Origin of the sequence: Arcobacter iocasae, assembly GCF_042214795.1 — a bacterium.
GTDB lineage: Bacteria > Campylobacterota > Campylobacteria > Campylobacterales > Arcobacteraceae > Arcobacter > Arcobacter iocasae.
In genome coordinates, this window is record NZ_CP090177.1 from 1,467,571 (window position 1) to 1,489,352 (window position 21,782).

General features: G+C 28.3%; 24 protein-coding genes. 11 read left to right on the forward strand and 13 right to left on the reverse strand.

Features of this window, described 5'->3' with window-relative positions; all coding sequences use genetic code 11:
- Positions 1-3 precede the first annotated feature (3 nt).
- Together LXN10_RS07340 and LXN10_RS07345 are read left to right on the forward strand one after the other, a co-directional pair.
- Entirely contained in the window at positions 4-309 is a 306-nt protein-coding gene (locus tag LXN10_RS07340; protein ID WP_375725206.1) for a hypothetical protein, read from the forward strand.
- Positions 310-432: 123 nt separating this feature from the next.
- On the forward strand, positions 433-696 hold the full coding sequence (locus LXN10_RS07345; protein ID WP_375725207.1) for a hypothetical protein: 264 nt from the start codon (positions 433-435) through the stop codon (positions 694-696).
- Here LXN10_RS07345 and LXN10_RS07350 read toward each other — a convergent pair whose 3' ends face one another.
- Genes LXN10_RS07350 through rsmA form a run of 11 tightly spaced genes read right to left on the reverse strand, consistent with a single transcriptional unit; the run spans position 697 to position 12,026 of the window.
- Entirely contained in the window at positions 697-1,437 is a 741-nt protein-coding gene (locus tag LXN10_RS07350; RefSeq protein ID WP_375725208.1) for a succinate dehydrogenase/fumarate reductase iron-sulfur subunit, read from the reverse strand.
- The gene (locus tag LXN10_RS07355; RefSeq protein WP_375725209.1) at positions 1,434-3,023 is read right to left on the reverse strand and encodes an FAD-dependent oxidoreductase; all 1,590 of its coding nucleotides are present in this window, start codon (positions 3,021-3,023) and stop codon (positions 1,434-1,436) included. Before LXN10_RS07355 ends, LXN10_RS07350 begins: the two co-directional genes overlap by 4 nt.
- A gap of 1 nt (position 3,024) precedes the next feature.
- Positions 3,025-3,444 carry a hypothetical protein gene (locus tag LXN10_RS07360; RefSeq protein WP_375725210.1) on the reverse strand — a complete coding sequence of 140 codons (420 nt, stop codon included), beginning with the start codon at positions 3,442-3,444 and terminating at the stop codon, positions 3,025-3,027.
- Positions 3,437-4,366 carry a D-2-hydroxyacid dehydrogenase gene (locus LXN10_RS07365; protein ID WP_375725211.1) on the reverse strand — a complete coding sequence of 310 codons (930 nt, stop codon included), beginning with the start codon at positions 4,364-4,366 and terminating at the stop codon, positions 3,437-3,439. The genes LXN10_RS07360 and LXN10_RS07365 overlap by 8 nt, the downstream gene beginning before the upstream one ends.
- Before the next feature lie 59 nt (positions 4,367-4,425).
- On the reverse strand, positions 4,426-5,844 hold the full coding sequence (locus LXN10_RS07370; RefSeq protein ID WP_375725212.1) for a PhoH family protein: 1,419 nt from the start codon (positions 5,842-5,844) through the stop codon (positions 4,426-4,428).
- The gene (hemJ, locus tag LXN10_RS07375; RefSeq protein ID WP_375725213.1) at positions 5,837-6,355 is read right to left on the reverse strand and encodes a protoporphyrinogen oxidase HemJ; all 519 of its coding nucleotides are present in this window, start codon (positions 6,353-6,355) and stop codon (positions 5,837-5,839) included. The genes LXN10_RS07370 and hemJ overlap by 8 nt, the downstream gene beginning before the upstream one ends.
- Positions 6,356-7,537, reverse strand: a complete 1,182-nt coding sequence (locus LXN10_RS07380; RefSeq protein WP_375725214.1) for a replication-associated recombination protein A — start codon at positions 7,535-7,537, stop codon at positions 6,356-6,358.
- Entirely contained in the window at positions 7,530-8,330 is an 801-nt protein-coding gene (locus tag LXN10_RS07385) for a pseudouridine synthase (protein ID WP_375725215.1), read from the reverse strand. Before LXN10_RS07385 ends, LXN10_RS07380 begins: the two co-directional genes overlap by 8 nt.
- 5 nt (positions 8,331-8,335) lie before the next feature.
- Entirely contained in the window at positions 8,336-9,295 is a 960-nt protein-coding gene (locus LXN10_RS07390; protein ID WP_375725216.1) for a KpsF/GutQ family sugar-phosphate isomerase, read from the reverse strand.
- Positions 9,296-9,304: 9 nt separating this feature from the next.
- The gene (locus LXN10_RS07395) at positions 9,305-11,242 is read right to left on the reverse strand and encodes a ribonuclease J (RefSeq protein ID WP_375725217.1); all 1,938 of its coding nucleotides are present in this window, start codon (positions 11,240-11,242) and stop codon (positions 9,305-9,307) included.
- The gene (gene rsmA, locus LXN10_RS07400) at positions 11,214-12,026 is read right to left on the reverse strand and encodes a 16S rRNA (adenine(1518)-N(6)/adenine(1519)-N(6))-dimethyltransferase RsmA (protein ID WP_375725218.1); all 813 of its coding nucleotides are present in this window, start codon (positions 12,024-12,026) and stop codon (positions 11,214-11,216) included. The genes LXN10_RS07395 and rsmA overlap by 29 nt, the downstream gene beginning before the upstream one ends.
- 74 nt (positions 12,027-12,100) lie before the next feature.
- Between rsmA and hisF the strand changes: the two genes are divergently transcribed.
- From hisF to LXN10_RS07435, 7 genes are all read left to right on the forward strand, one after another.
- Positions 12,101-12,862, forward strand: a complete 762-nt coding sequence (gene hisF, locus LXN10_RS07405; protein WP_375725219.1) for an imidazole glycerol phosphate synthase subunit HisF — start codon at positions 12,101-12,103, stop codon at positions 12,860-12,862.
- Position 12,863: 1 nt separating this feature from the next.
- Positions 12,864-13,535: an SIMPL domain-containing protein gene (locus LXN10_RS07410; RefSeq protein WP_375725220.1), complete on the forward strand. Its 672-nt coding sequence runs from the start codon at positions 12,864-12,866 to the stop codon at positions 13,533-13,535.
- Positions 13,532-14,068, forward strand: a complete 537-nt coding sequence (locus LXN10_RS07415; RefSeq protein WP_375725221.1) for a purine-nucleoside phosphorylase — start codon at positions 13,532-13,534, stop codon at positions 14,066-14,068. The genes LXN10_RS07410 and LXN10_RS07415 overlap by 4 nt, the downstream gene beginning before the upstream one ends.
- Positions 14,069-14,071: 3 nt before the next feature.
- Positions 14,072-15,181, forward strand: a complete 1,110-nt coding sequence (rlmN, locus tag LXN10_RS07420; protein ID WP_375725222.1) for a 23S rRNA (adenine(2503)-C(2))-methyltransferase RlmN — start codon at positions 14,072-14,074, stop codon at positions 15,179-15,181.
- Between the two features lie 88 nt (positions 15,182-15,269).
- Positions 15,270-16,682, forward strand: a complete 1,413-nt coding sequence (gltX, locus tag LXN10_RS07425) for a glutamate--tRNA ligase (RefSeq protein ID WP_375725223.1) — start codon at positions 15,270-15,272, stop codon at positions 16,680-16,682.
- A gap of 74 nt (positions 16,683-16,756) precedes the next feature.
- Positions 16,757-16,960, forward strand: a complete 204-nt coding sequence (locus LXN10_RS07430; RefSeq protein ID WP_375725224.1) for a heavy metal transport/detoxification protein — start codon at positions 16,757-16,759, stop codon at positions 16,958-16,960.
- A 10-nt stretch (positions 16,961-16,970) separates the two neighbouring features.
- A complete protein-coding gene (locus LXN10_RS07435) occupies positions 16,971-19,151 on the forward strand; it encodes a heavy metal translocating P-type ATPase (protein WP_375725225.1) in 2,181 nt (726 codons plus the stop codon).
- A gap of 19 nt (positions 19,152-19,170) precedes the next feature.
- Here LXN10_RS07435 and LXN10_RS07440 read toward each other — a convergent pair whose 3' ends face one another.
- Complete coding sequence (locus LXN10_RS07440; RefSeq protein WP_375725226.1) at positions 19,171-19,599, reverse strand: DUF411 domain-containing protein; 429 nt, start codon at positions 19,597-19,599, stop codon at positions 19,171-19,173.
- A complete protein-coding gene (locus LXN10_RS07445) occupies positions 19,596-19,817 on the reverse strand; it encodes an SHOCT domain-containing protein (protein ID WP_375725227.1) in 222 nt (73 codons plus the stop codon). The genes LXN10_RS07440 and LXN10_RS07445 overlap by 4 nt, the downstream gene beginning before the upstream one ends.
- Before the next feature lie 121 nt (positions 19,818-19,938).
- Here LXN10_RS07445 and LXN10_RS07450 point away from each other — a divergent pair, with 121 nt between their 5' ends.
- Both LXN10_RS07450 and LXN10_RS07455 read left to right on the forward strand, forming a co-directional pair.
- Positions 19,939-20,601, forward strand: a complete 663-nt coding sequence (locus LXN10_RS07450) for a response regulator transcription factor (RefSeq protein ID WP_375725228.1) — start codon at positions 19,939-19,941, stop codon at positions 20,599-20,601.
- 55 nt (positions 20,602-20,656) lie between these two features.
- Positions 20,657-21,730, forward strand: coding sequence for a sensor histidine kinase (locus LXN10_RS07455; protein WP_129100248.1), 1,074 nt, complete (start codon positions 20,657-20,659; stop codon positions 21,728-21,730).
- Positions 21,731-21,782: the final 52 nt, after the last annotated feature.

The following is a 21,782-nucleotide window of genomic DNA, read 5'->3' on the forward strand; positions in this document are numbered from 1 at the left end:
TAAATGACACTACTTATTCCTACTGATTCTAATAATAGACATGAATGTATTCTTTCAAGTATTGAAGAAAATAACTCATGGGCTTATGTAATTCTAAATGACGGACAAATAATTTCATGCGATTTTTTTGATAGAGCTGAAGATGTAATTGAATGGATTGATTATGTTATTGTATTAAATGATAAAGAATATATTTGGCCTTTTGTTAATGATAAAATTAAAGTTCTCATCTCAAATAACGAAAAAAGTATTGATGAAATAGTTGAATCTTTTCTTCTTAATAAGCTTAATTTATATACACAAAAGTAATCACTAGAATTTTACATTTTTTATTAAAATAAGATGTAAAATTCTCTTTTTTTAATTATGTCTAGTTATATTTAGATATATCTAGATATAATTGTTTAGATACTATTATTTAGGGCTTAAATTATGGAAAAAAGAAAAGTTGGTAGACCAATTCAGAAAATCGGTCGTGTAAAGATAGGAATGTCAATTGATGGTAAAACTAATGATTATTTGACAGAATTAAGTATAAACAGTGGTAAAACTAAAAGTAAAATTTTAGAAGAATCTATTGCTATGTATTATGAAAATAATAAAGAACTACAAGATAAAATTGTAATGGCAAATAAGTTGAAAGATGATCCTTATTTTCATTTTAGAGATGTCTTGAAAAAATCTTTGGATAAATAATTAAAAAGAATTTGGATTAAATCCTGTATCAAAATCATTATAATTATTGAACTCATTTAAGAAATCATTACTTTGAATTGTTGGATCTGAATATCCATTTTGAATTGATTTCATTCTAAGATTCATAATATCTGTTTTTGAATCTATAAATTGTGGGCAAGCAATAGTACAATTTCCACATAAAGTACAGTCCCAGATTCCATTTGCTTGAATTGCATCAAGTTTTCCAGTTTTATTAGCTTCTTTCTTGTCATTTACATATCTGAGCACCCTTGTAAGGGCAAATGGACCTAGAAAGTCCTTATTTACTTCATAAACTGGGCAAGAGCTATAGCAATTTTGACACAAAATACAAGTACTTTGTATATCTATTAGTTTTTCATCTTCTTTATTTATATCAATTTCTTGTACTTTTTCAATAAAAGCTTTACTTTTAGCCAAAAGTTTTTTAGTTTGCTTTAAATCTACAACTAAATCTTTTATAATAGAGCTGTTTTTTAGGGGTTTTATACTGATGTCTTCACTTAATTTGCATTTGCAGGCTAAAACTTCCCTGTCATTTACAAGAATACTGCATGAACCACAAATCCCACTTTTGCAACCACTTCTGTAAGTTAAGGTAGAATCTATGTTTTCTTTTATATATTCCAAGGCTTCAAGTGCTGTAATATTTTCTTTATTAATTTTATATTGTTCTATATAATTTTCTTTATCTTGTAATCTACTTATAGTTATATTCATAGTGATCCCTCAAGCTTATATTCGTTCTTATTCCCAATATACTGAAGAGTTGATATTCTTTGATATTCTTTATTGATTTGTTCATAATCTTTTCTAAAATGTGAGCCTCTTGATTCTTTTCTTTTTAGAGCAGATTCACATACAAGTTTTGATAAAAGTAATAAATTACCTAATTCCATGTAATCAAGAATATTTTTGTTATATTTTTTACTTTTATCTTCTATTCCACTATTTTTGTATTCTTCTTCTAATTTTTCAATCAAAAGTTGAAGCTTTTTTAATTCATTTTCTGTTCTATACAATCCTGCATAATTAAACATTGCTTCACTTAGTTCATTTTTTATTTTATATATAGATTTTCCAACTTCTTTTTCTAATATAGAGTCAAGCGCATTACTTTCTTTTTTTTCTGTAATTTCTGTCTCTTTTTTTAAGGAAATTTCCGCAGCATTACTCCCAGCTATTTTGCCAAAAGTTATAATTTCTAATAGGGAATTGCCTCCTAGTCTATTTGCGCCATGTGTATTATTTTGTGCTACTTCTCCACAGGCAAAGATATCTTTTATTGATGTTTCACATGAAACATTAGTCAAAATACCACCCATTGTATAGTGTACGGCAGGAACGATAGGAATTAAATCCTTATGAACATCGAGCTTCATAATATCTTTTATAAGTTTTTGTTCTTGGGGCATTTTCTCTTTTATTATATTAATAGCTATATGACGCATATCTAAATAAATATTTTTACCATCATCTATTTTTGTTTGAATAGCTCTTGCAACTTCATCTCTTGTTCTTAATTCATCAACAAATCTATTCCCTTCCTGATCAATCAAAAAAGCACCTTCTGCTCTAGCACTTTCGCTTATTAATGTATTAGTTCCTTTTAGTGCTGTAGGATGAAATTGTATAAATTCTAAATTTGATAGTTTAATTCCATGTTTAAACGCAATTGCAAGCCCATCACCTGTAGTTGAGATACTATTTGTTGTATGTGAGGAATATACATTTCCATAGCCACCTGTTGCAATTATGAGGCTTTTAGAGCATAAAGTTATTACTTTGCCATGTAATAAATCATAGACTTCTATTCCTAAGTATTTATTATCTTTAATTATTAAATCAATTAAACTATGTTCATTTAAAAATTCAATATTATTTTTGATGCAATTATCATATAGAGTATGGATAATTTTAAGGCCCGTATAATCAGAAGAATAACAAGTTCTTTTTGCCTTTGTTCCACCAAAATATCTTTGTGCTATTTTCCCATCATTATCTCTTGAAAATGGAACTCCTATTTTATCAAGCCAAGTAATAGTTTCGTGGGCACTTTCGCACATCTTTTTTATTGTAGAAATATTACCTAATTGTTTTGATGATTTGTAAGTATCATTTATGTGATTAGTAATTGAATCATTTTCATAGTCTAAAACACAATTTATTCCACCTTGTGCTTGAACTGTTTGTGAGTGAGTAGGGTAGGTTTTAGATACAACAAGTACTTTATTTGTTTTTTCTTTAGCACTTAATGCTGCACTTAATCCAGCACCACCAGAACCAACAATTATTACATCATACATGTTATTCCCAAAAATCTTTTAGATTCTCTTGAACATCAGTTTTATCATTATTAATTACTCCTTCAATACTATCAAGCTTTTCTAATAGAGATGATTTTTTTTCTTCTTTTTGTTTATTTTCAGATTGATTTATCTCTTTAGGCAAATTAAGCTCTTTATTTATAGTTGTAATTTCTTCTAATAAATCTAGTTCATTATCTATACTCATATTATTATTTAAAAAGTAATTTACAATCTTTTCATATTTTTTAAAATCCATTAATATAAAAGAGGGTTTCCCATCTCTTAAAATAACAGCTTTTTCTATTTTTTCATTGTGAATAGAATCAAATACTTGTTTACTTTTTCTTATTAATTGAGTTGAGGGTATCATCTCATTTGACTTATATTGTAACAATGATTTTAAAACATCTTTATTCATCAATAAATCCTTTTATATTATTGTAAATACCCTCTATTAGTTTTTTTCTTGATTCTATAGATGACCAAGCAATATGTGGAGTAATAATTACATTATCATTTTCAAGAACATCATTAAGAGGAGAATCTTCTTCTATTGGTTCAGTTGTAACAGTATCTAATCCAAAATAGATATTCTTTTCTTTTAATATTCGTACTATGTCATATTCATTTATTATTCCACCACGAGCAACATTGATAACTATTGCATCATTTTTCAATAATTTCATATTTTCATAGTTTAATAAATCTTTTGTTTTTTCATTTAATGGTGAGTGAATAGATATAATGTCTGATTCTGATATTAATGTTGTAAGATTAGTTGCATCATAGTTCGCATTATAATTCATACCTGAAGTAGAGTAATATTTTATATTACAGCCAAATGCACTGGCAATTTGTGCAACTTTTTCACCGATATTTCCTAATCCAATAACTCCCCATGTCTTTCCATCAAGTTCTATGAAGGGATTATCTATATGAGTAAAAATTTTTGACTTTTGCCAATTTCCTTCTTTTACATAAGTAGAGTAGTAATTCATTTTTTGTATAAAATGCAGAACAAAAGATATTGTTAATTGGGCAACACTAGAAGTTGAATACCCAGCTACATTTTTTACTTCTATACCTTTATGCTTAGCATATTCCACATCGACATTATTCATACCAGTTGCACTTATGCAAATTAGTTTTAGCTCAGTGGCGTCAATAACTTCTTTAGTAATGAGAACTTTGTTCGTAATTACAATATCACAATCTTTTAATCGTGCGATTGTTTCGTCATCATTTGTGTAATCGTAGCAAACGAGTTCCCCAAATTGATTTAAAGTGCTTAGGTCCATATCTGAACCTAAAGTAGATCTATCTAAAATTACAACTTTCATTTTGTATACCTTTACATATTATAATGTGTAAAGGTATCAAAATTAAACTAAAATTATGATTATTTATTTTTAGTAGAAAATATGTTCTCAGCCCATTCAGTAATAGGACCTCTTAGAACTTTTTGTAGTTCAATTGCAAATATATTGACTAATGAAGATTCTGTTTTTGTAGATTTTAAAAGTGTAGTTAGTGAGTTTGTATATTTGTTTACATAGAAGTTATCTATTTGTTTATTACTCCCTAGTATTACTACTTTGCAAGTATTGTCTATTCTTGAAAGAACCATTTGCATTGTTTTATTTGACATATTTTGTGCTTCATCAATTATTACAAATGCGTTTGATAATGTTCTTCCTCTCATTTCTCCTACCCACATAGTTTCTATAAAATAGTTTTGTATCATTTGATCAACTCTAGTTTTTAGTTCTTGCTCATCTATTTCTTGTTCTTCTTTACTCTTAGATGCTCTTCTTTTTTTGTACTCAGAACGAACTATATGATCAATACTATCCATTAGTGGATGATTATATATTTTGAACTTTTCTTCAAGTCCTGGTAAGTATCCAACATCTTCACCTTTGTCTAATGACTCAATTGAATTTCTTATATATATGATTCTTTGGTATTCTTTATTTTTGACTAATTTTAATGCTCCACTTAATGCTAAAAGTGTTTTTCCAGAACCAGCTTTAGCTTCTATAATTAATACATTAAAGTAGTGTTGAATGATTGCATTTGAGAAAAATAGTTGTTCTTTATTTAGTGGAGCAATTATTTGATTTCTTACTTCATCTTCATTTAATACTCTTATCTTTTCATTTTGAATTGATGCAAGTACAACTTGGTCTGAGCCTTTAACTTTAAAGCAATAAGAGAAATTTGAAACTTTATATTCACTATCTAACTCTTTGATATCTCTATTTTCAATATGCTCTAAATCTTCAAATCTTATTTGGATAGTTTTTATAAATTCATGAATAAATTCATCTTTATTTGAGCCAATTAATGATTCAGCTTTTATATCTAAAGATATTGCTCTTGTTCTTGCCATAATATCCATTGATAAAAATGTTGAATTTTTATCATAAAATTTTGTAGTAAATTTTGCTATTTCTAATATTCTTCTATCATTTGCAATATTAGGCGCTGTTGTTTTTGTAACAAATTGGTATTCAAGTTTTGATATTACATCAATAGAAATAGGGTATTCATTATCTATTCTCAGTCTTACAATTTTGAAGTCATCTTCACTTTTTGTAAAAAGAATAGTTGAGTTTTCTAAGATTCTTGCAAACTCTCTAGCTTGAAAGTTTATCTCTTCAAAACCACTTTTTTTTGCATCAATTTCATCTAAAACAGTTTCAGGAAGGATAATAAGATTTTTATTATCATCAGATAGTTTAAATATATTATTGGCATCTTCTAATAATATATTTGTATCAAGCACATAGTATTTATCAAAATTATCGTTATGCATTTTTTACTCTCTTTGGTTTCATTATCATATAAATTATGAATGTAAATAAAAGTACCATTGATAATGTAAAAGTAATTGAAACAACTTTTACAATAACATAAGTAACAATAAGTATTGCTAATAAAGTTGGTATTTCATTGTAAGCTCTAAAAAATTTACCACTTCTTTTACACTTGTTTTCTTCCAATTGTTTTCTAAAATACTCTAAAGAAAATGAGTACAAAATAAGCAAAAATACAACAGTTAATTTTGCATGTAACCAAGCCCCTGATTTAAAAAGTTCTGGTGCTAAATATATCATTGCTGCACCACTTATTATAGTCAGCCACATTGCAGGCATACCAATATATTTATATATCTTATATTCTTGAATCTTTACTACATCTACGAAATCTTTCTTATCACTATTTTCCACATGGTAAACAAAAAGTCGAGGTAGATAAAACAACATTGCCATCCAAGACAAAACTGATATAACATGAAACGCTAATATCCAACTATAATATTCCAACTACTTATCCTTTATTTTTTTTATCCAATCATCAAGTGTTTTTTCAAAACCTATACCTTTAGAGTTATATAGATTTAAAGATTCACTTAAATACTTTTGTTCAACATACCCACCAAAGTTATGTGGATATAAATAGTCTTTATGAAAAGAGTCTATATTTTTTGGTATATCTAAGATTTTACCATTTTTAACTTCACTTATTCCTTTATTTATTGCTTCATATGCTGAATTTGATTTTGGGGATGAAGCTAAATAAATAACACATTGAGATAATATAATTCTACTCTCAGGATAACCAATCTTTGAAGTTGCAAGCATAGTACTAACAGCAAGATTTAGTGCATTTGGATTTGCATTTCCTATATCTTCACTTGCAAGTATTACTAATCTTCTAGTAATAAACTCTACACTCTCTCCACCCTCTATTAGTCGTGAAAGATAATAAAGTGCTGCATCAATATCAGAACCTCGAATAGATTTAATCATGGCACTTGCTAAATCATAATGTGTATTTGAAGAAGATACTCCATCTCCTATTACATTTTGTCTTAACTCTTTTAATGTTTCACATGAAACATTTGCATCAACTTTAAAAGCAAATTCAAGAAGATTTAGCATAGCTCTTGCATCACCTGATGAACTATTTATTAAATACTCTTTTGTTTCTGTACTAAGTTTTGTACCTAGTTTTACTTGCGCAACTTCTAATATTCTTGTTAAATCTTCTCTTGAGTGAGGTAGAAATTCAAATAAAAAACTTCTAGATCTTATTGCATTTGTTAAAGTAAAAAAAGGATTTTCTGTACTAGCACCTATAATTATTGCTTGATAGTTTTCCATAATTGGAAGTAAAACTTCTTGTTGGTTTTTTGATAATCTATGTACTTCATCTATAAATACAATTGGTTTTATTAGACTATTTTCATACTTATTAAATACTTTTCTTAAGTCTTCAATTTTTAGTGATGTAGCATTAAAATAAAAGTAATCTGTGTTGATAGTTTTTGCAATAATTTTTGCTAGTGTAGTTTTTCCAGTTCCAGGTTTACCATAAAAAAAAAGGTGAGGAATCTCACCTTTTATGATTAGTTTATATAAGACTTTGTTTTTTGATATTATATGGTTCTGTCCTACAAAGTCTTGAAGAGAATTTGGACGAAGAATAGAACTTAGATTAGTCATTATCTTTTGTATGCAGATAATCTTTTAAGTTTTTGTACTCTTCTCTTGTTAGATATCTACTTTTTCCAGTAGGCAAATTATTTAAACTAATTCCACCATACTCAACTCTTTTTAAATCCATTACATCAAGTCCAAAGTGAGCAAAGAATCTTCTTAATTCTCTATTCTTACCTTCAGTTATTGCAACTTTTAATTTAGAAAAAGTATCTTTAACTGAATCAATTTTATATCCTAAGAAAGGTGCAAAACTCATAGATTTTACTTTGCTATCTTTCCAAGCACCTTTAGTTGCATCTTCAAGTTCAAGGCCATGTAACATAGCATCTTCAACTTGTTTGTTTATTGGACCACTTACTTTTATTTTGTATACTCTTTGTAAGTCAGAATGCATAAGACCATTTGCAACGTCTACGCTGTCCGTGAGAAGCAAAACTCCCTCACTTGCATAGTCAAGTCTACCTATTGGCAAAAAGTGCTTATATTTAGCTCCTAGAGTATCAAAGATTATTCTTCTACCTTGTGGATCATTTTTAGTTACAAGTTCACCTTTTGGTTTGTTATAAACTAAAACAGTATACATCTTATTTTTCTCAAATTTGATAGGTTTATTATCTATCGCAACAATATCAGTATCTAATACTTTTGTAGACAAGTCAGTAATTGTTTTTTTATTAACTTTTACTCTACCTTCTGCAATAATTGCATCGGCTTCTCTTCTTGAGTATTTACTATTATGTGATATAAATTTGTTTAATCTTGTATTATCTTCTTTTGTTTCTGGTTGATTTTTCATGGTACCTACTTTATTCCTGCTTCTATTAAATCATGAATATGTAATACACCAACAAGTTTATTACTATCATCAACAACAACTAAAAGTTGTATCTTATAATCTTCTATAATTTTCAATGCATCACTAGCTAATAAATCTTTATTGTTTAAAACTCTCGGATTCATAGTTGCAATTTCTTCTACTTTGCACTCTAATGAAAAATTATCATTCATTAAAGCCCTTCTTAAATCTCCATCACTTAATACACCAATGACTTTATCCTTATCAGTAATTATAACATTTCCAAGTCTACCTTCACTCATTTTTATAATAGCATCTTTTAAAAGAGTTCCACGTGAAACAATTGGTAATTCTTCTCTTCTAATTAAATCAGAAACTTTAATAAATAGTTTTTTTCCTAAACTTCCACCTGGATGAAAAGAAGCAAAATCACTTTTTTTAAAATTTCTTTTTTTCATCAAACAAACAGCTAATGCATCACCCATAGCCATTGTTAAAGTTGTAGAAGAAGTTGGAGCTGTATCTAATGGACAAGCCTCTTTTGTAACATTTATATCAAAAAAGATGTCCGCATATTTTGCTAAAGTAGAGTTTGGATTTTTTGCCATTGCAATCATTGGTATATCAAATCTTTTTAGGTGAGGAAGAATTTGAATTAACTCTTCACTCTCCCCAGAATATGAAATAGCTAAAACAGTATCATCTTTTCCTATCATTCCTAAATCACCATGCATGGCTTCTGTAGGATGTAAGAAAAAAGAACTAGTTCCTGTACTTGCAAGGGTAGCAGCTATTTTTGTACCAACCAATCCAGACTTTCCAACGCCTGTAACGATTAGTTTACCTTTTGTATTATAAACAAGTTCAACTGCAGCATTCATATCAAAAGAATTATCCCTAGAGGCTCTTTCTAACTCCTTCGCTTCAGTTAGTAAAACCTCTTTTGCAATCTCGTTATAATTCATTTTATATCCTTAGTAAACAAAAATAGTAGGAACAATCATAGGGTATTTTTTAAACTTTCTTACACAATGTTTTCTTACAACTTTTCTAATCTCATCTTCTAAATATTTAGTATTTTTAAACATACCTTCTTTTGCATTTGCAAAGAAAGTTTCTAATAAGTCTTCAATCTCTTTTGCAAAGAATCTATCTTGATTATCTGGAACTAAACCAAATGATGTAACTCTAGTTTTATCTGAAAGTTTTCTATCATTTTCATTAATTTGTGCAACAATCATAACAACACCTTCGTTTGCCATTGTTTGTCTATCAAGAATAATATCATCTGCAATTTTATTGTTAAGTTGATTATCTATATAAGTTTTACCACTTTTTACTGTTTTAACTTTTTTAAGATATTTAGGAGTAACTTCAATTTGCTCACCATCACTCATAATATAAGTATTTCTCTCTAATACACCACATGAAATACCTGTTTGTTGATGCTTAACTGCATGGTTATATTCACCATGAATTGGCATAAAGAATTTAGGTTTAACAAGTCTTAACATAAGTTTTTGTTCTTCTTGTGCAGCATGTCCAGAAACATGAATTTCTGAGAAGTTTTGATATGCAACTTCAGCACCAGCTTTTAGTAAATGATTAATGATTTGAGAAACACTAGCTTCATTTCCTGGAATTGCTTTTGCAGAAAGAATAATTTGATCACCTGGCTTGATTTTAATATGTCTATGCTCATGAATTGACATTCTATAAAGAGCACTCATAGATTCACCTTGAGAACCAGTTGTTACAATTAAAACTTGGTTATCATCATATTTATGTACTTCGTGTGGCTCAATAAATTGATCTCTTGGGAATTTAATATATCCTAATGCCATTGCTAACTCTAAGTTTTTCTCCATAGATCTTCCAATAACACATACTTTTCTACCATGTTTTAATCCATGTTCAATTGCTTGTGCAACTCTATGTGTATTTGAAGAGAAAGTAGACATAATAACTCTACCTTTTGCTTTTGTAAATAGTATGTCAAAAGTAGGTCCAACTGTTGATTCAGATTTTGTAAAACCAGCAGTATGTGAATTAGTTGAATCAGATAATAATAATAAAACACCTTTTTCACCATAATGTGCAAATCTATGTAAATCTGAAGGAAAACCATCAATTGGAGTATGGTCAATTTTAAAGTCACCCGTATGGATAATTGTTCCAGCATCAGTAGTAATTGCTAATGAAGAAGCATCAATAATAGAGTGAGTAATATGCATCCATTCAATTTCAAAATCACCAATTTTTATAGGAGTTCTTTTTTGAATTGCATGGAAATAACTTCTATGTTGTCTCATTTTATGTTCATCAAATTTTGAACCAATCATTTCTAGTGGTAATGATGTTCCATAAATAGGAAACTGCATCTCTTTAAATAAATAAGGCATTGCACCAATATGATCTTCGTGACCATGAGTAATAATAACAGCTGCAATTTTATCTTTGATTTCTCTTATATAAGTGAAATCAGGAATTAAAATATCAACTCCATGCATATCTTCATCAGGGAAACTCATACCAACATCAACGATAATTGCACTCTTTTCAGTTTCAATTACCATCATGTTTCCACCAATTTCACCTAATCCACCAAGTGGAGTGATTCTAACTTTTTGAGTAGAAGAAAGGTTTAACTTATTGTGTGGATTTAATCTTTCTTTATGAATTCTTTCATTGATAACATGAGCTTTTCTAAGGTCTGTTATCCAACCTTCACCTGATTTATCTTCCATTTTAGGAACAACTGTTTTTTTTCTTTTATTAACTGGTCTTTTTGGTTTTGGCTTTTTAGGGCTAGGTCCTGTAGTTTCTTGTTTTGTAGTAGTATTGTTATTTGCTTCTGGAGCACTCTTTTCTACAACTTGATTATCATTCTGTACTGTTTTGTTTTCTTCCATCTATTATTGCCTTTGTATATATTTGGCTATACAAAGATGCACTAAGCTCATGAGGTCGAATATTATCACTTATTTCAAGCTCTTCAAATAAAGAAGAAATAGTCTCTTTAGGAACAATAGATGAGATATTTTTAGATAGTTTTTTTCTTGGCTGTTGAAAACACGCCTTTAGAAAACTATTAAAGTTCTTATCCATTGTTTTTGACATATCCTTTTTTATATAAAGAATAGAAGATGTAACTTTAGGAGGTGGATCAAAAGATTCCGGTGGAACATCAAATAAAATCTTTGACTCTACTGAGCAAAGTTTTGATATCACACCCAATGCAGAAAACTCTTTGTTTCCTTCACTGGCAGAAAATTTTTCAGCTACCTCTTTTTGAACCATTACAATAATGTGTTCACAAGATTCATCTTCAAATGCTCTTAGTATTATATTTGTCGCAATATAATACGGTAAATTAGCGATAAGATCATATTTACTATTATGTAAACTTTTTTGCTTTGTCCATGACTCTAAAACATCAGCGTGGATGAGTGTTAGAGAACCATTATCTATCGGGATAGCAAATTTAGTTTTTAGTATAGCAAATAGATCTGTATCAACTTCATAGGCCGTTACATCTTTGCATTTGACTAAATTTTTTGTCAAATCACCTAATCCAGGCCCAATTTCTACAATATGATTATTGTTGTTGGGCATCGATTGGATGATCATTGATAAGACTGTGTCATCTTTTAAAAAGTTTTGACCAAATTTCTTTTTAGCTTTTATTTTTTCCATAAGAGCAAAGATTATATATGAACTTAACTTACATTTAGATAAGATAAAAACTTAATAATGAATAAGGACAAAAAGTGAGCAATTTTGCAAAGAGAATAATTCCATGTTTAGATGTAAAAGATGGAAGAGTTGTAAAAGGTGTTAATTTCGTAGGATTAAAAGATGCAGGTGACCCAGTAGAAGTTGCAAAACGATATAACAATGAAGGTGCAGATGAGATTACTTTTTTAGATATAACAGCTAGTCATGAAAATAGAGATACAATAGTTCATATAGTAAAAGATGTGGCAAAAAAGGTATTTATTCCCCTAACTGTAGGTGGTGGGATAAGAACTTTAGATGATATTTATAAACTTTTAAATGTAGGTTGCGATAAAGTTTCTGTAAATTCAAGTGCAGTTGTAAATCCAGGGTTTATAGATGAAAGTTCTAAAAGATTTGGTAGTCAATGTATAGTTGTGGCAATTGATGTTAAAAAAGTCTCTGATGGCTCTTACCATGTTTTTGTAAAAGGTGGTAGAGAAGATACAGGCCTTGATGCACTTGCTTGGGCAAAAGAGGTTTACAATAGAGGAGCAGGAGAAATACTTCTAACTTCTATGGACACAGATGGTGCTAAAACTGGATTTGAATTAAATATTACACAACAAATTTCAAGTATAGTTGATATTCCAGTTATTGCAAGTGGTGGTGCTGGAACTATGGAGCATATGAAAGAAGCCTTTGAACATGGTGCAAGTGCAGCATTAGCTGCTTCTATCTTCCACTTTAAAGAGATAGATATAATGGATTTAAAACACTATTTAAGAGATAATAATATACCTGTAAGGATTTAATATGAGAAAATTTTTATTTTTATTTTTACCATTTTTCCTTTATGCCTTTGAAGTTGATTTTAGTAAAGAGTTTACAAAAGACTTAATTCCAAATGTTTTAAGTGCCGATATTTCTGTAATAATTGAAGATGAAAAAGAAAAAAATGTAATAGAAAGATTAGAAGTTTTTAACAAAGAGATAAAAGCTTATAACAAAGTTGAAAAACAACTAGGAACATTTAATGTAAGACCTCTATATCAAAAGTCTAGTAATACACCAAGAATATATGGATATAGTGGGGAACTTAGTTATAAAATAGAAACAGATGATGCTTTTTCTATGGGAGAATTTATCTCTATGATAACTAATATGAAAGAAAATCGAGATACTTCTGTAACTTTAAATAATCTTTCATGGAGAGTTAAAGATGACAGTTATAATGTAATTTTAGACTTAGTAAGACTTGAAGCAATTAATTGGGTAGAAAATTATGCAAAAGTACTTTCAAATGATTTACACAAAGAGTGTAATATAAAAACAATAAGTTTAGAAAATAACATTATGCATACTTATAGAGCTCAAATGACTTCAATGAAACTTAGCTCCTCTTTGAAAAAAGAAGATGTACCTGTACCTGAAGTCTCTCATCAAAAGCTTTCTATAATTACAAATTACAAATTGGAGTGTAAATGATTATTTGTGCTGGAAACATCGAAAGTTTCAAATTCGCAGAACCTATGGGAATAGGGCTAGTTGATATGGCTATAAATCTTACTAGAAGATGTCTGTTTAATAAGCCAGAATTTATTTTATTTATAGGAACAGCAGGTAGTTATGGTAATCATAATATTTTAGATATTATCGAATCAAAGCGTGCTGCAAATTTAGAATTGTCTTTTTTGGAAAACAACTCTTATACTCCACTTGATAATGTATTAGAGTCAGAAAACAAGATGACTAGAAATGACACTATAGTAAATAGTTCAAACTATATTACTACAAATGAAGAAATAGCGAAAAAGTATAATGAATATGGAATAGGAATTGAAAACATGGAGTTCTTCTCTGCTGTAAAAGTTGCTCGTGAGTTTGAAATACCAGTTGCAGGGATATTTGCTGTGACAAACTATACAAATAAAAATGCCCATGAAGATTTTAAACAAAATCACCAAAAAGCAATGGAAACAATCACGAAGTATTTATTAGAGAAAAATATAATTAAATAAAAAATGTTTCATGTTTCATGTGAAACATTACAAAAAAGGAAAAATTTGCAATCAATATATGACTTTACTTTAGATGAATTAAAAGAGAAACTTAAACCATCATTTAGAGCAAAACAGGTTTATAATTGGATATATAAAAAATATGCTACATCTTATGATGAGATGAAAAACATACCAAATGACTTAAAAGAAGATTTAAAAGAAAACTATGCAATTGATATATTAAAAATTATAAAAAAAGAGAAAAGTAGTGATGGAAGTATAAAATATCTTTTTAAACTTCATGATGGACATACTGTAGAAACAGTATTTTTACTAATGCGTGAAAAACAAATTGGTGATGATGGTGTTGTTGAAAAAGGTGAAAAGCATACAGTTTGTATATCTACTCAAGTTGGCTGTAAAGTTGGCTGTACTTTTTGTTTAACAGCAAAAGGTGGATTTGTTAGAAATCTTACAGTTGGTGAGATAGTAGCTCAAATTGTAAATATGAAAAGAGATAATAATATTGATGAAAACAAATCACTAAATATAGTTTTCATGGGGATGGGTGAACCATTAGACAATTATAAAAATTTTGTCCATTCTGTAAAAGTGTTCTCAGAAGAAGAAGGTCTATATATAAATAGAAGAAGACAAACAGTTTCTACTTCAGGAATCTCTTCAAAAATAGAGAAACTAGGAAATGAAAATCTAGGAATACAACTTGCAATTTCATTGCATGCAGTTGATGATGAACTAAGAAGTGAATTAATTCCTATGAATAAAGCTTACAATATAAAATCAATTATTGATGCTGTTAAAAAGTTCCCAGTAGATGCAAGAAAAAAAGTGATGTTTGAATATCTTGTTATAAAAGATAAAAATGATGACATAGCAAGTGCTAAGAAACTTTTATCACTACTTGATGGAATAAAAGCCAAAGTAAATCTTATATACTTTAATCCATATCCAGGTACTACATATCAAAGACCAGAAAGCAAAAAAATGGTAGAATTCCAAAACTACTTAATAAGTAAAGGTTTGCTTTGCACAATACGAGAATCAAAAGGCTTAGATATCTCAGCTGCATGTGGACAACTCAAAGAAAAGGACTCAAATGAGAGTAGCTGATTATGCAATGGTTATATTTTTGGCAGTATTTGTTATCGCATCAGGAATATTTTTTTTAAAAAATTTTAAATAAGTAAGGAATAGATTAATGACAGTTACAAGATTTGCCCCAAGTCCAACAGGATATTTACATATTGGTGGATTAAGAACAGCTTTATATAGCTATTTATGGGCAAGAAGAAATAAAGGTGAATTTAGACTAAGAATTGAAGATACAGATACAGCAAGAAATAATGAAGATGCCTTAAGTGCTATTATGGAAGCTTTTGAATGGGTTGGTTTAGATTATGATGGAACAGTAGAATACCAATCAAAAAGAAATGATATTTACAAAAAATATATAGATCAACTATTAGATGAAGGTAAGGCATACCTTTGTTATATGAGTAAAGAAGAATTAGAAACTTTACGAGAAACTCAAATGGCAAATAAACAAACTCCTAGATATGATGGAACTTGGCGACCAGAAGATGGAAAAGTTTTACCTCCTATTCCTGAAGGCATAGAGCCAGTTGTTAGAATAAAAGCACCAAAAGATGGAATTATTACTTTCATTGATGGAGTTAGATCTATTATGAATTTTAGCAGTAATGAAGTTGATGATTTCGTTATTGCAAGAAGTAATGGAGTTCCTACATATAATTTTGTTGTTGCAATTGATGATGCACTAATGGGAATGACTGATGTAATTAGAGGTGATGACCACTTAAGTAATACACCAAAACAAATAGTTATCTATGAAGCATTAGGATGGAAACCACCAAAGTTTTACCATATCCCTATGATAAATAATCCATCAGGTAAAAAACTATCTAAAAGAGATGGTGCTATGGATGTAATGCAATACAAAAGAGATGGTTTTCTTCCAGAAGCACTTTTAAACTTTTTAGTAAGACTTGGATGGTCAAATAAAGATCAAGAGATCTTTTCAATGGAAGAGATGCTAGAACTGTTTGATCCAACGCATATTAATAAGTCTGCTTCTGCATTTAATGAAGAGAAACTTTTATGGCTAAATTCACACTATATAAAGAATTTATCAAATGAAAGATTAGCAAAAGAGTTAGAATTTTTTGATTGCCATATTAGTGGACATGATAAAAAAGAGATAATCTTAGACTTGACAAAAGAGAGAGCCCAAACTTTAGTTGAATTAAAAAATGCAATTGGAGCTATCTTAGATGCACCAAGTGAGTATGAAGCAAAGGGTGTTAAAAAGTTTATCAAAGATGAAACTATTTTAAAAATTTTAGATAATTATGTAAAATTACTTGAAGAAAATGCGGATAATTTAAATATTAGCATTGATTATGAAGGAGTTACAAAACCATTTATTGAAGAGTTTGAATTAAAATTCCCACAACTTTTTCAACCAATAAGATTGGCGCTAACTGGTTCTACTCAAGCTCCATCAGTATACGATATTATGGGTGTACTTGGTGTTGAGGTTGTTTGTGAAAGAATTAAAATAGCATGCGAGAAAAACTTTAACAAAGAGTAAGATACTCTTTGTTAAATATCTACTACACACTGTTTCCATACTTTGATGTTAAAATATAACAAAAAGGATATAAAATGAAAAAAACATATAAATCAGACAAAATAAATTGTGCAAAATGTGAAAACCTAATAAAAGTATCTTTAGAAGATGATTTTGGACCAATAGATGTTGATTTAACAAAAACTCCAAAAGAAGTAACAGTAGAGATAACTTCTGATGAACAAGAGAATAATTTTAAAGAAGAGATGAAAGACTTAGGATTTGATATATTAGATTAAAGGCTAAATTATGGCAAAAGAAAAAATTAATTTAAATATATCAGGTATGACTTGTGTTAACTGCTCAGGTGGAATAGAAAAATTTTTAAACAAAAAAAAGGGAGTAATCTCTGCTAATGTAAGCTTTGCTTCAAGTGAAGGGGAGTTTATTATTGATGATTCCCTTTATTCAAAAGAAAAACTAACTAGTGATATACAAAAATTAGGTTATAAGCCAGAAGAAGATCTAAAAGCTCTAGAAGAAGAGCAATTACTCTCTTTTAAAAGACTAAGAAAGATATTTTTCACTTCTATTACTTTAACTCTTATTATGTTTTGTCTAATGTTTCTGAATATATTTAATGAACAAATGACAAAATATTTAGTATTTTTAATAGCTTCAATTGTTCAGTTCTATTGTGGACTACGATTTTATAAACTTGGAATAAAGTCAGTTATAAATAGAAACTATGATATGAATGTTTTAGTTGCTCTAGGAACTAGTGCTGCATACTTTTATTCAACTGTTGTAGTCTTTTTTCCACACTTATTCCCTGAGAATTTAAGATTTCTATATTTTGATGGGGCCTCTGTAATTATTACCTTTGTACTTTTAGGAAGATACTTAGAAGAAAACTCAAAACTAAAAGCGAGTGATTTTTTAAAAAAACTTATGAATTTAGCCCCTGTAAATGCTAATTTGATAGATGAAAACAAAAATATAAAAACTGTGCTAGCAAGTAGTTTAAAACCAAAAGATATAGTACTTGTAAAAAGTGGAGAGAAAATACCAACAGATGGTATTATCATCGAAGGAAATGCCGATATTGATACTTCAATGATAACAGGTGAATCAATGCCTGTTTTTAAAAAACTTGGTGATGAGGTATTATCTGGAACTTTAAATAGCAATGGAACTATAAAAATAGAAGTTAGCAAAGAATCCTCTGATACAACACTATCTAAGATAATTACACTTCTAAAAACTGCACAAAGTAAACAAATACCAATTAGTAGATTTGCAGATAAAGTAGCAAATATCTTTGTACCTTCTGTTATTTTTATCTCTATTTTAGCATTTTTAGTTTGGGGTTTTGTATTTGGAGATTTCCAAAAAGCAATAATAGCCTCAATTAGTGTTTTGATTATCTCATGCCCTTGTGCTTTAGGACTAGCAACGCCAATTGCAATAGTAAGTTCTGTTAGTCGTGGTGCAAAAGAGGGGATTTTGATTAAAAATCCAGAAATACTAGAAGAGATAAAAGAGATAAAATATGCAGTATTTGATAAAACAGGTACCTTAACTAAAGGTGAAATAACTGTTTCAAAAACAAATATTGATGAAAAGTATTTTGAATTAATAGGTTCAATTGAAAACTATAGTGAACATCCTATTTCAAAAGCAATAGTGAGTTTTATCAAAGATAAAAAGTATGATATAAACAAAGAGATAAAAGATATAGATATTATCCCTGGAAAAGGTATAAAGGCCTCTTTTGATGGTGATGAGATAGTTTTAGGTAATAAAAAGTTATTAGATGAAAACAGTGTTCAAATAGACAAAAGCCATGAAGAGTTCTATTTAGAAGAGTTAGAGAAATCAAATGGGTTAATTTATGTAGCTATAAATAAAAAAACTATAGGTTCTTTTTCTTTAGAAGATAAATTAAAAGAAGATGCTGTTAAAGTGATAGATGATTTAAAACAGCTAAATATAGAGCCTATTTTATTAACAGGTGATAATAAAATCACAGCTCAAAAGATAGCTGATAAACTAGGGATCAAAAAGATTTATAGTGAAGTTTTACCAACTGAAAAATATGAAGTGATAAAAGAGCTACAAAAGAAATCAAAAGTGATGTTTATAGGAGATGGAATAAATGATGCTCCTTCTATAAAACAAGCAAATATTGGGATTACTTTAAACTCTGGTTCTGATATCACTAAAGATGCTGGGGATATTATTTTAGTACATAATGAACTAAGTTCTATTATTAAAAGTATTAATCTATCTATTGAGACGATGAAAATCGTGAAACAAAATCTATTTTGGGCATTTACTTATAATATATTAGGAATACCACTTGCAGCAGGGATTTTATACCCAATCTTTGGACTTATGTTAAATCCAATGTATGCAGGTATTGCTATGAGTTTTTCTTCTGTGAGTGTTGTTTTAAATTCATTGAGATTAAAAATTAAAAAGTTGTAAATATAATTTACAACTTTTTTTAATGTTTTTCATAAATTCCTTGAGAACCATCTTTTTTTGCATAAATAATATTGTAGTGTTGTTTAATATTATCTTGTTCCATCCCAGGACTTCCCAATGGCATACCAGGAGCAGAAATTCCTAAAATATCAGGTTTCTCAGCTAACATTTTTTTAATAGCAGAGTAATCAACATGTCCTTCAATAAAATAACCATCTACAAAGGCTGTGTGACATGAAGTTTGTCCAGCTTGAAGACCTGCTTTCTTTTTGATTTCATTCATATTGTTTGTTTGATAGACTTTTATATCAAAGCCTTTTGTTTTCATAATATTAATCCAATTCTCGCAACATTCACAATAAGGTGATTTATAAACAGTCATTGTTTTATTCCCATTTGGAAAAGCAGATATGGCAATAAATATTAAAGATAATATTGTTTTTTTCATTCATTCTCCTCCAGTATTTTTTTTCTTGATTTATACTCTTCTTCTGATATGTCACCTCTTGCAAACTTTTTCTTTAAGATATCAAGGGGAGTATCATTTTCACTTTTTGTATCTTTATTACTAAAAATTGAAAATATCAAAAAAACAATAATTGCCCAAAAAATAAGCATTCCAAAGCCATGAAATAGTGTCATATTCATATTCATAAATCCAAACATAATATATCCTTTCTTTGTAAAAGTTTATCAAGACTATGTGTAAAAAGTGTGCAGGATAGATAAGAGAAATAAAATGCAAAAAAATATATTATGCTACAATTACTTTTGTAAAAGGAACTAGATGAAAATACTTTTGATGGAAGATGATTTGATTTTAAATGAAATCATTGAAGAACATTTATTAGAAAAAGGACATGAAGTTGTAAGTACTTTTGCTGGTAATGAAGCAGAAGAGTTATTATATTCTCAAAAATTTGACTTACTACTTTTAGATGTAAATGTACCAGAAATAAGAGGTTTTGATTTACTTTCTGATTTGAGAAAAAACAATATTAAAACTCCTGCAATCTTTCTAACATCTCTTAATTTAACTGATGATATAGAAAGAGGTTTTCAAAGTGGCTGTGATGATTATATAAAAAAACCATTTGAATTAAAAGAGCTTGATTTACGAATTAATAATATAAAAAGAATATTTAATATCTCTTCTTCAAATCAAATAGATTTATCAAATGATATGATTCTAGATACGAATAATTTACTTGTAATAAAAGAAAACGAAGAGATTCATTTATCAAAAAAAGAGATAGAAGTTTTGATGTATTTTATAAGAAATAAAAATAAAATAATAAGTGTAGAAGAGTTGTCTTCAAATGTTTGGATATATGAAGAGAGCCCAAATGCCTCTACCATAAGAACATATATAAAAAATCTTAGAAAAATTCTAGAAGAAAATATGATTACAAATATAAGAGGAGTAGGTTATAGATTTAACAGCAAATGAAAAAAGTACATTTTATAAGTTTTTATCTTTATATTTGGGATCATCTTTTATATTAATGACTTTGATAGCTTTTTTGTATTTTGAAAATCAACAAAAACTCTATTTTGATTTAACAAAATCAAGAATGCAAAATATTGCTTCAAAAATTGCTTCAAAAATAATAGTTGCACATATGAATGGAACAAAAATAGATATATCAGGAGACTTTGAACCAAAAGATTATAAATTGGCTTTTTATGATAATAGTGGGAAAAAAGTTTATGGTAATATTGATGAAAAAATAGATTTAAAAAAAGATATTATAGAAGAAAAAAATAGCTTTGTATTGGTTGATAAGTCTACTTTTGGGCACTTAGGAATATATGCAATTGCCATAAAAGAACATCTGTATTCTAAACAAATAAAAGAGTTAGAAATAAACATAATAGTACTTTTCTTTCTTATTTATTCAATTATTGCTCTTATTGGATTTTATTTAGCAAAACTCTTTATTAAGCCAATAAAAGAAGAAAGAGATAAGTTAAATAACTTTATAAAAGATACAACACATGAATTAAACACACCAATTAGTGCAATACTTATGTCTACAGAAGGTAAAGATTTAAATTCAAAACAAATTGAGCGTGTAAGATTAAGCGCAAAAAGAGTCTCTGAGATTTACAAAGACTTGACATATGTTTTTTTACAAAAAGATTTTGAAAAAGAAGATTTAAAAGAGATATCTCTTGGTGAAGTTATAAAAGAACAACTACTGTATTTTGAGCCTTTAGCAAATAAAAAGAAAATAAAAATCAATTTAGATATCCAAGAATATAGTTATAAAATACTCAAAGAAGACTTTATTAGAGTATTTAATAATCTAATTTCAAATGCAATAAAATATAATAAAATAAATGGAACAATCTTTATTACTCTAAATAATAATAAACTTATTATAAAAGATACAGGAATAGGAATACAACAGACAAAAATAAATGATATATTTAAAAGATACTATAGAGCAACTTCCTATCAAGGTGGCTTTGGTATTGGATTAAGTATAGTCAATGAGATAAGTAAAAAATACAATATAAAAATAGATATTAACTCTATTTATGATGAAAGTACAACCATAACTCTAAACTTCTAATCTCCACACACACTCCACACAATACAGCTAGAATTCCTAAACTTAAAATTTA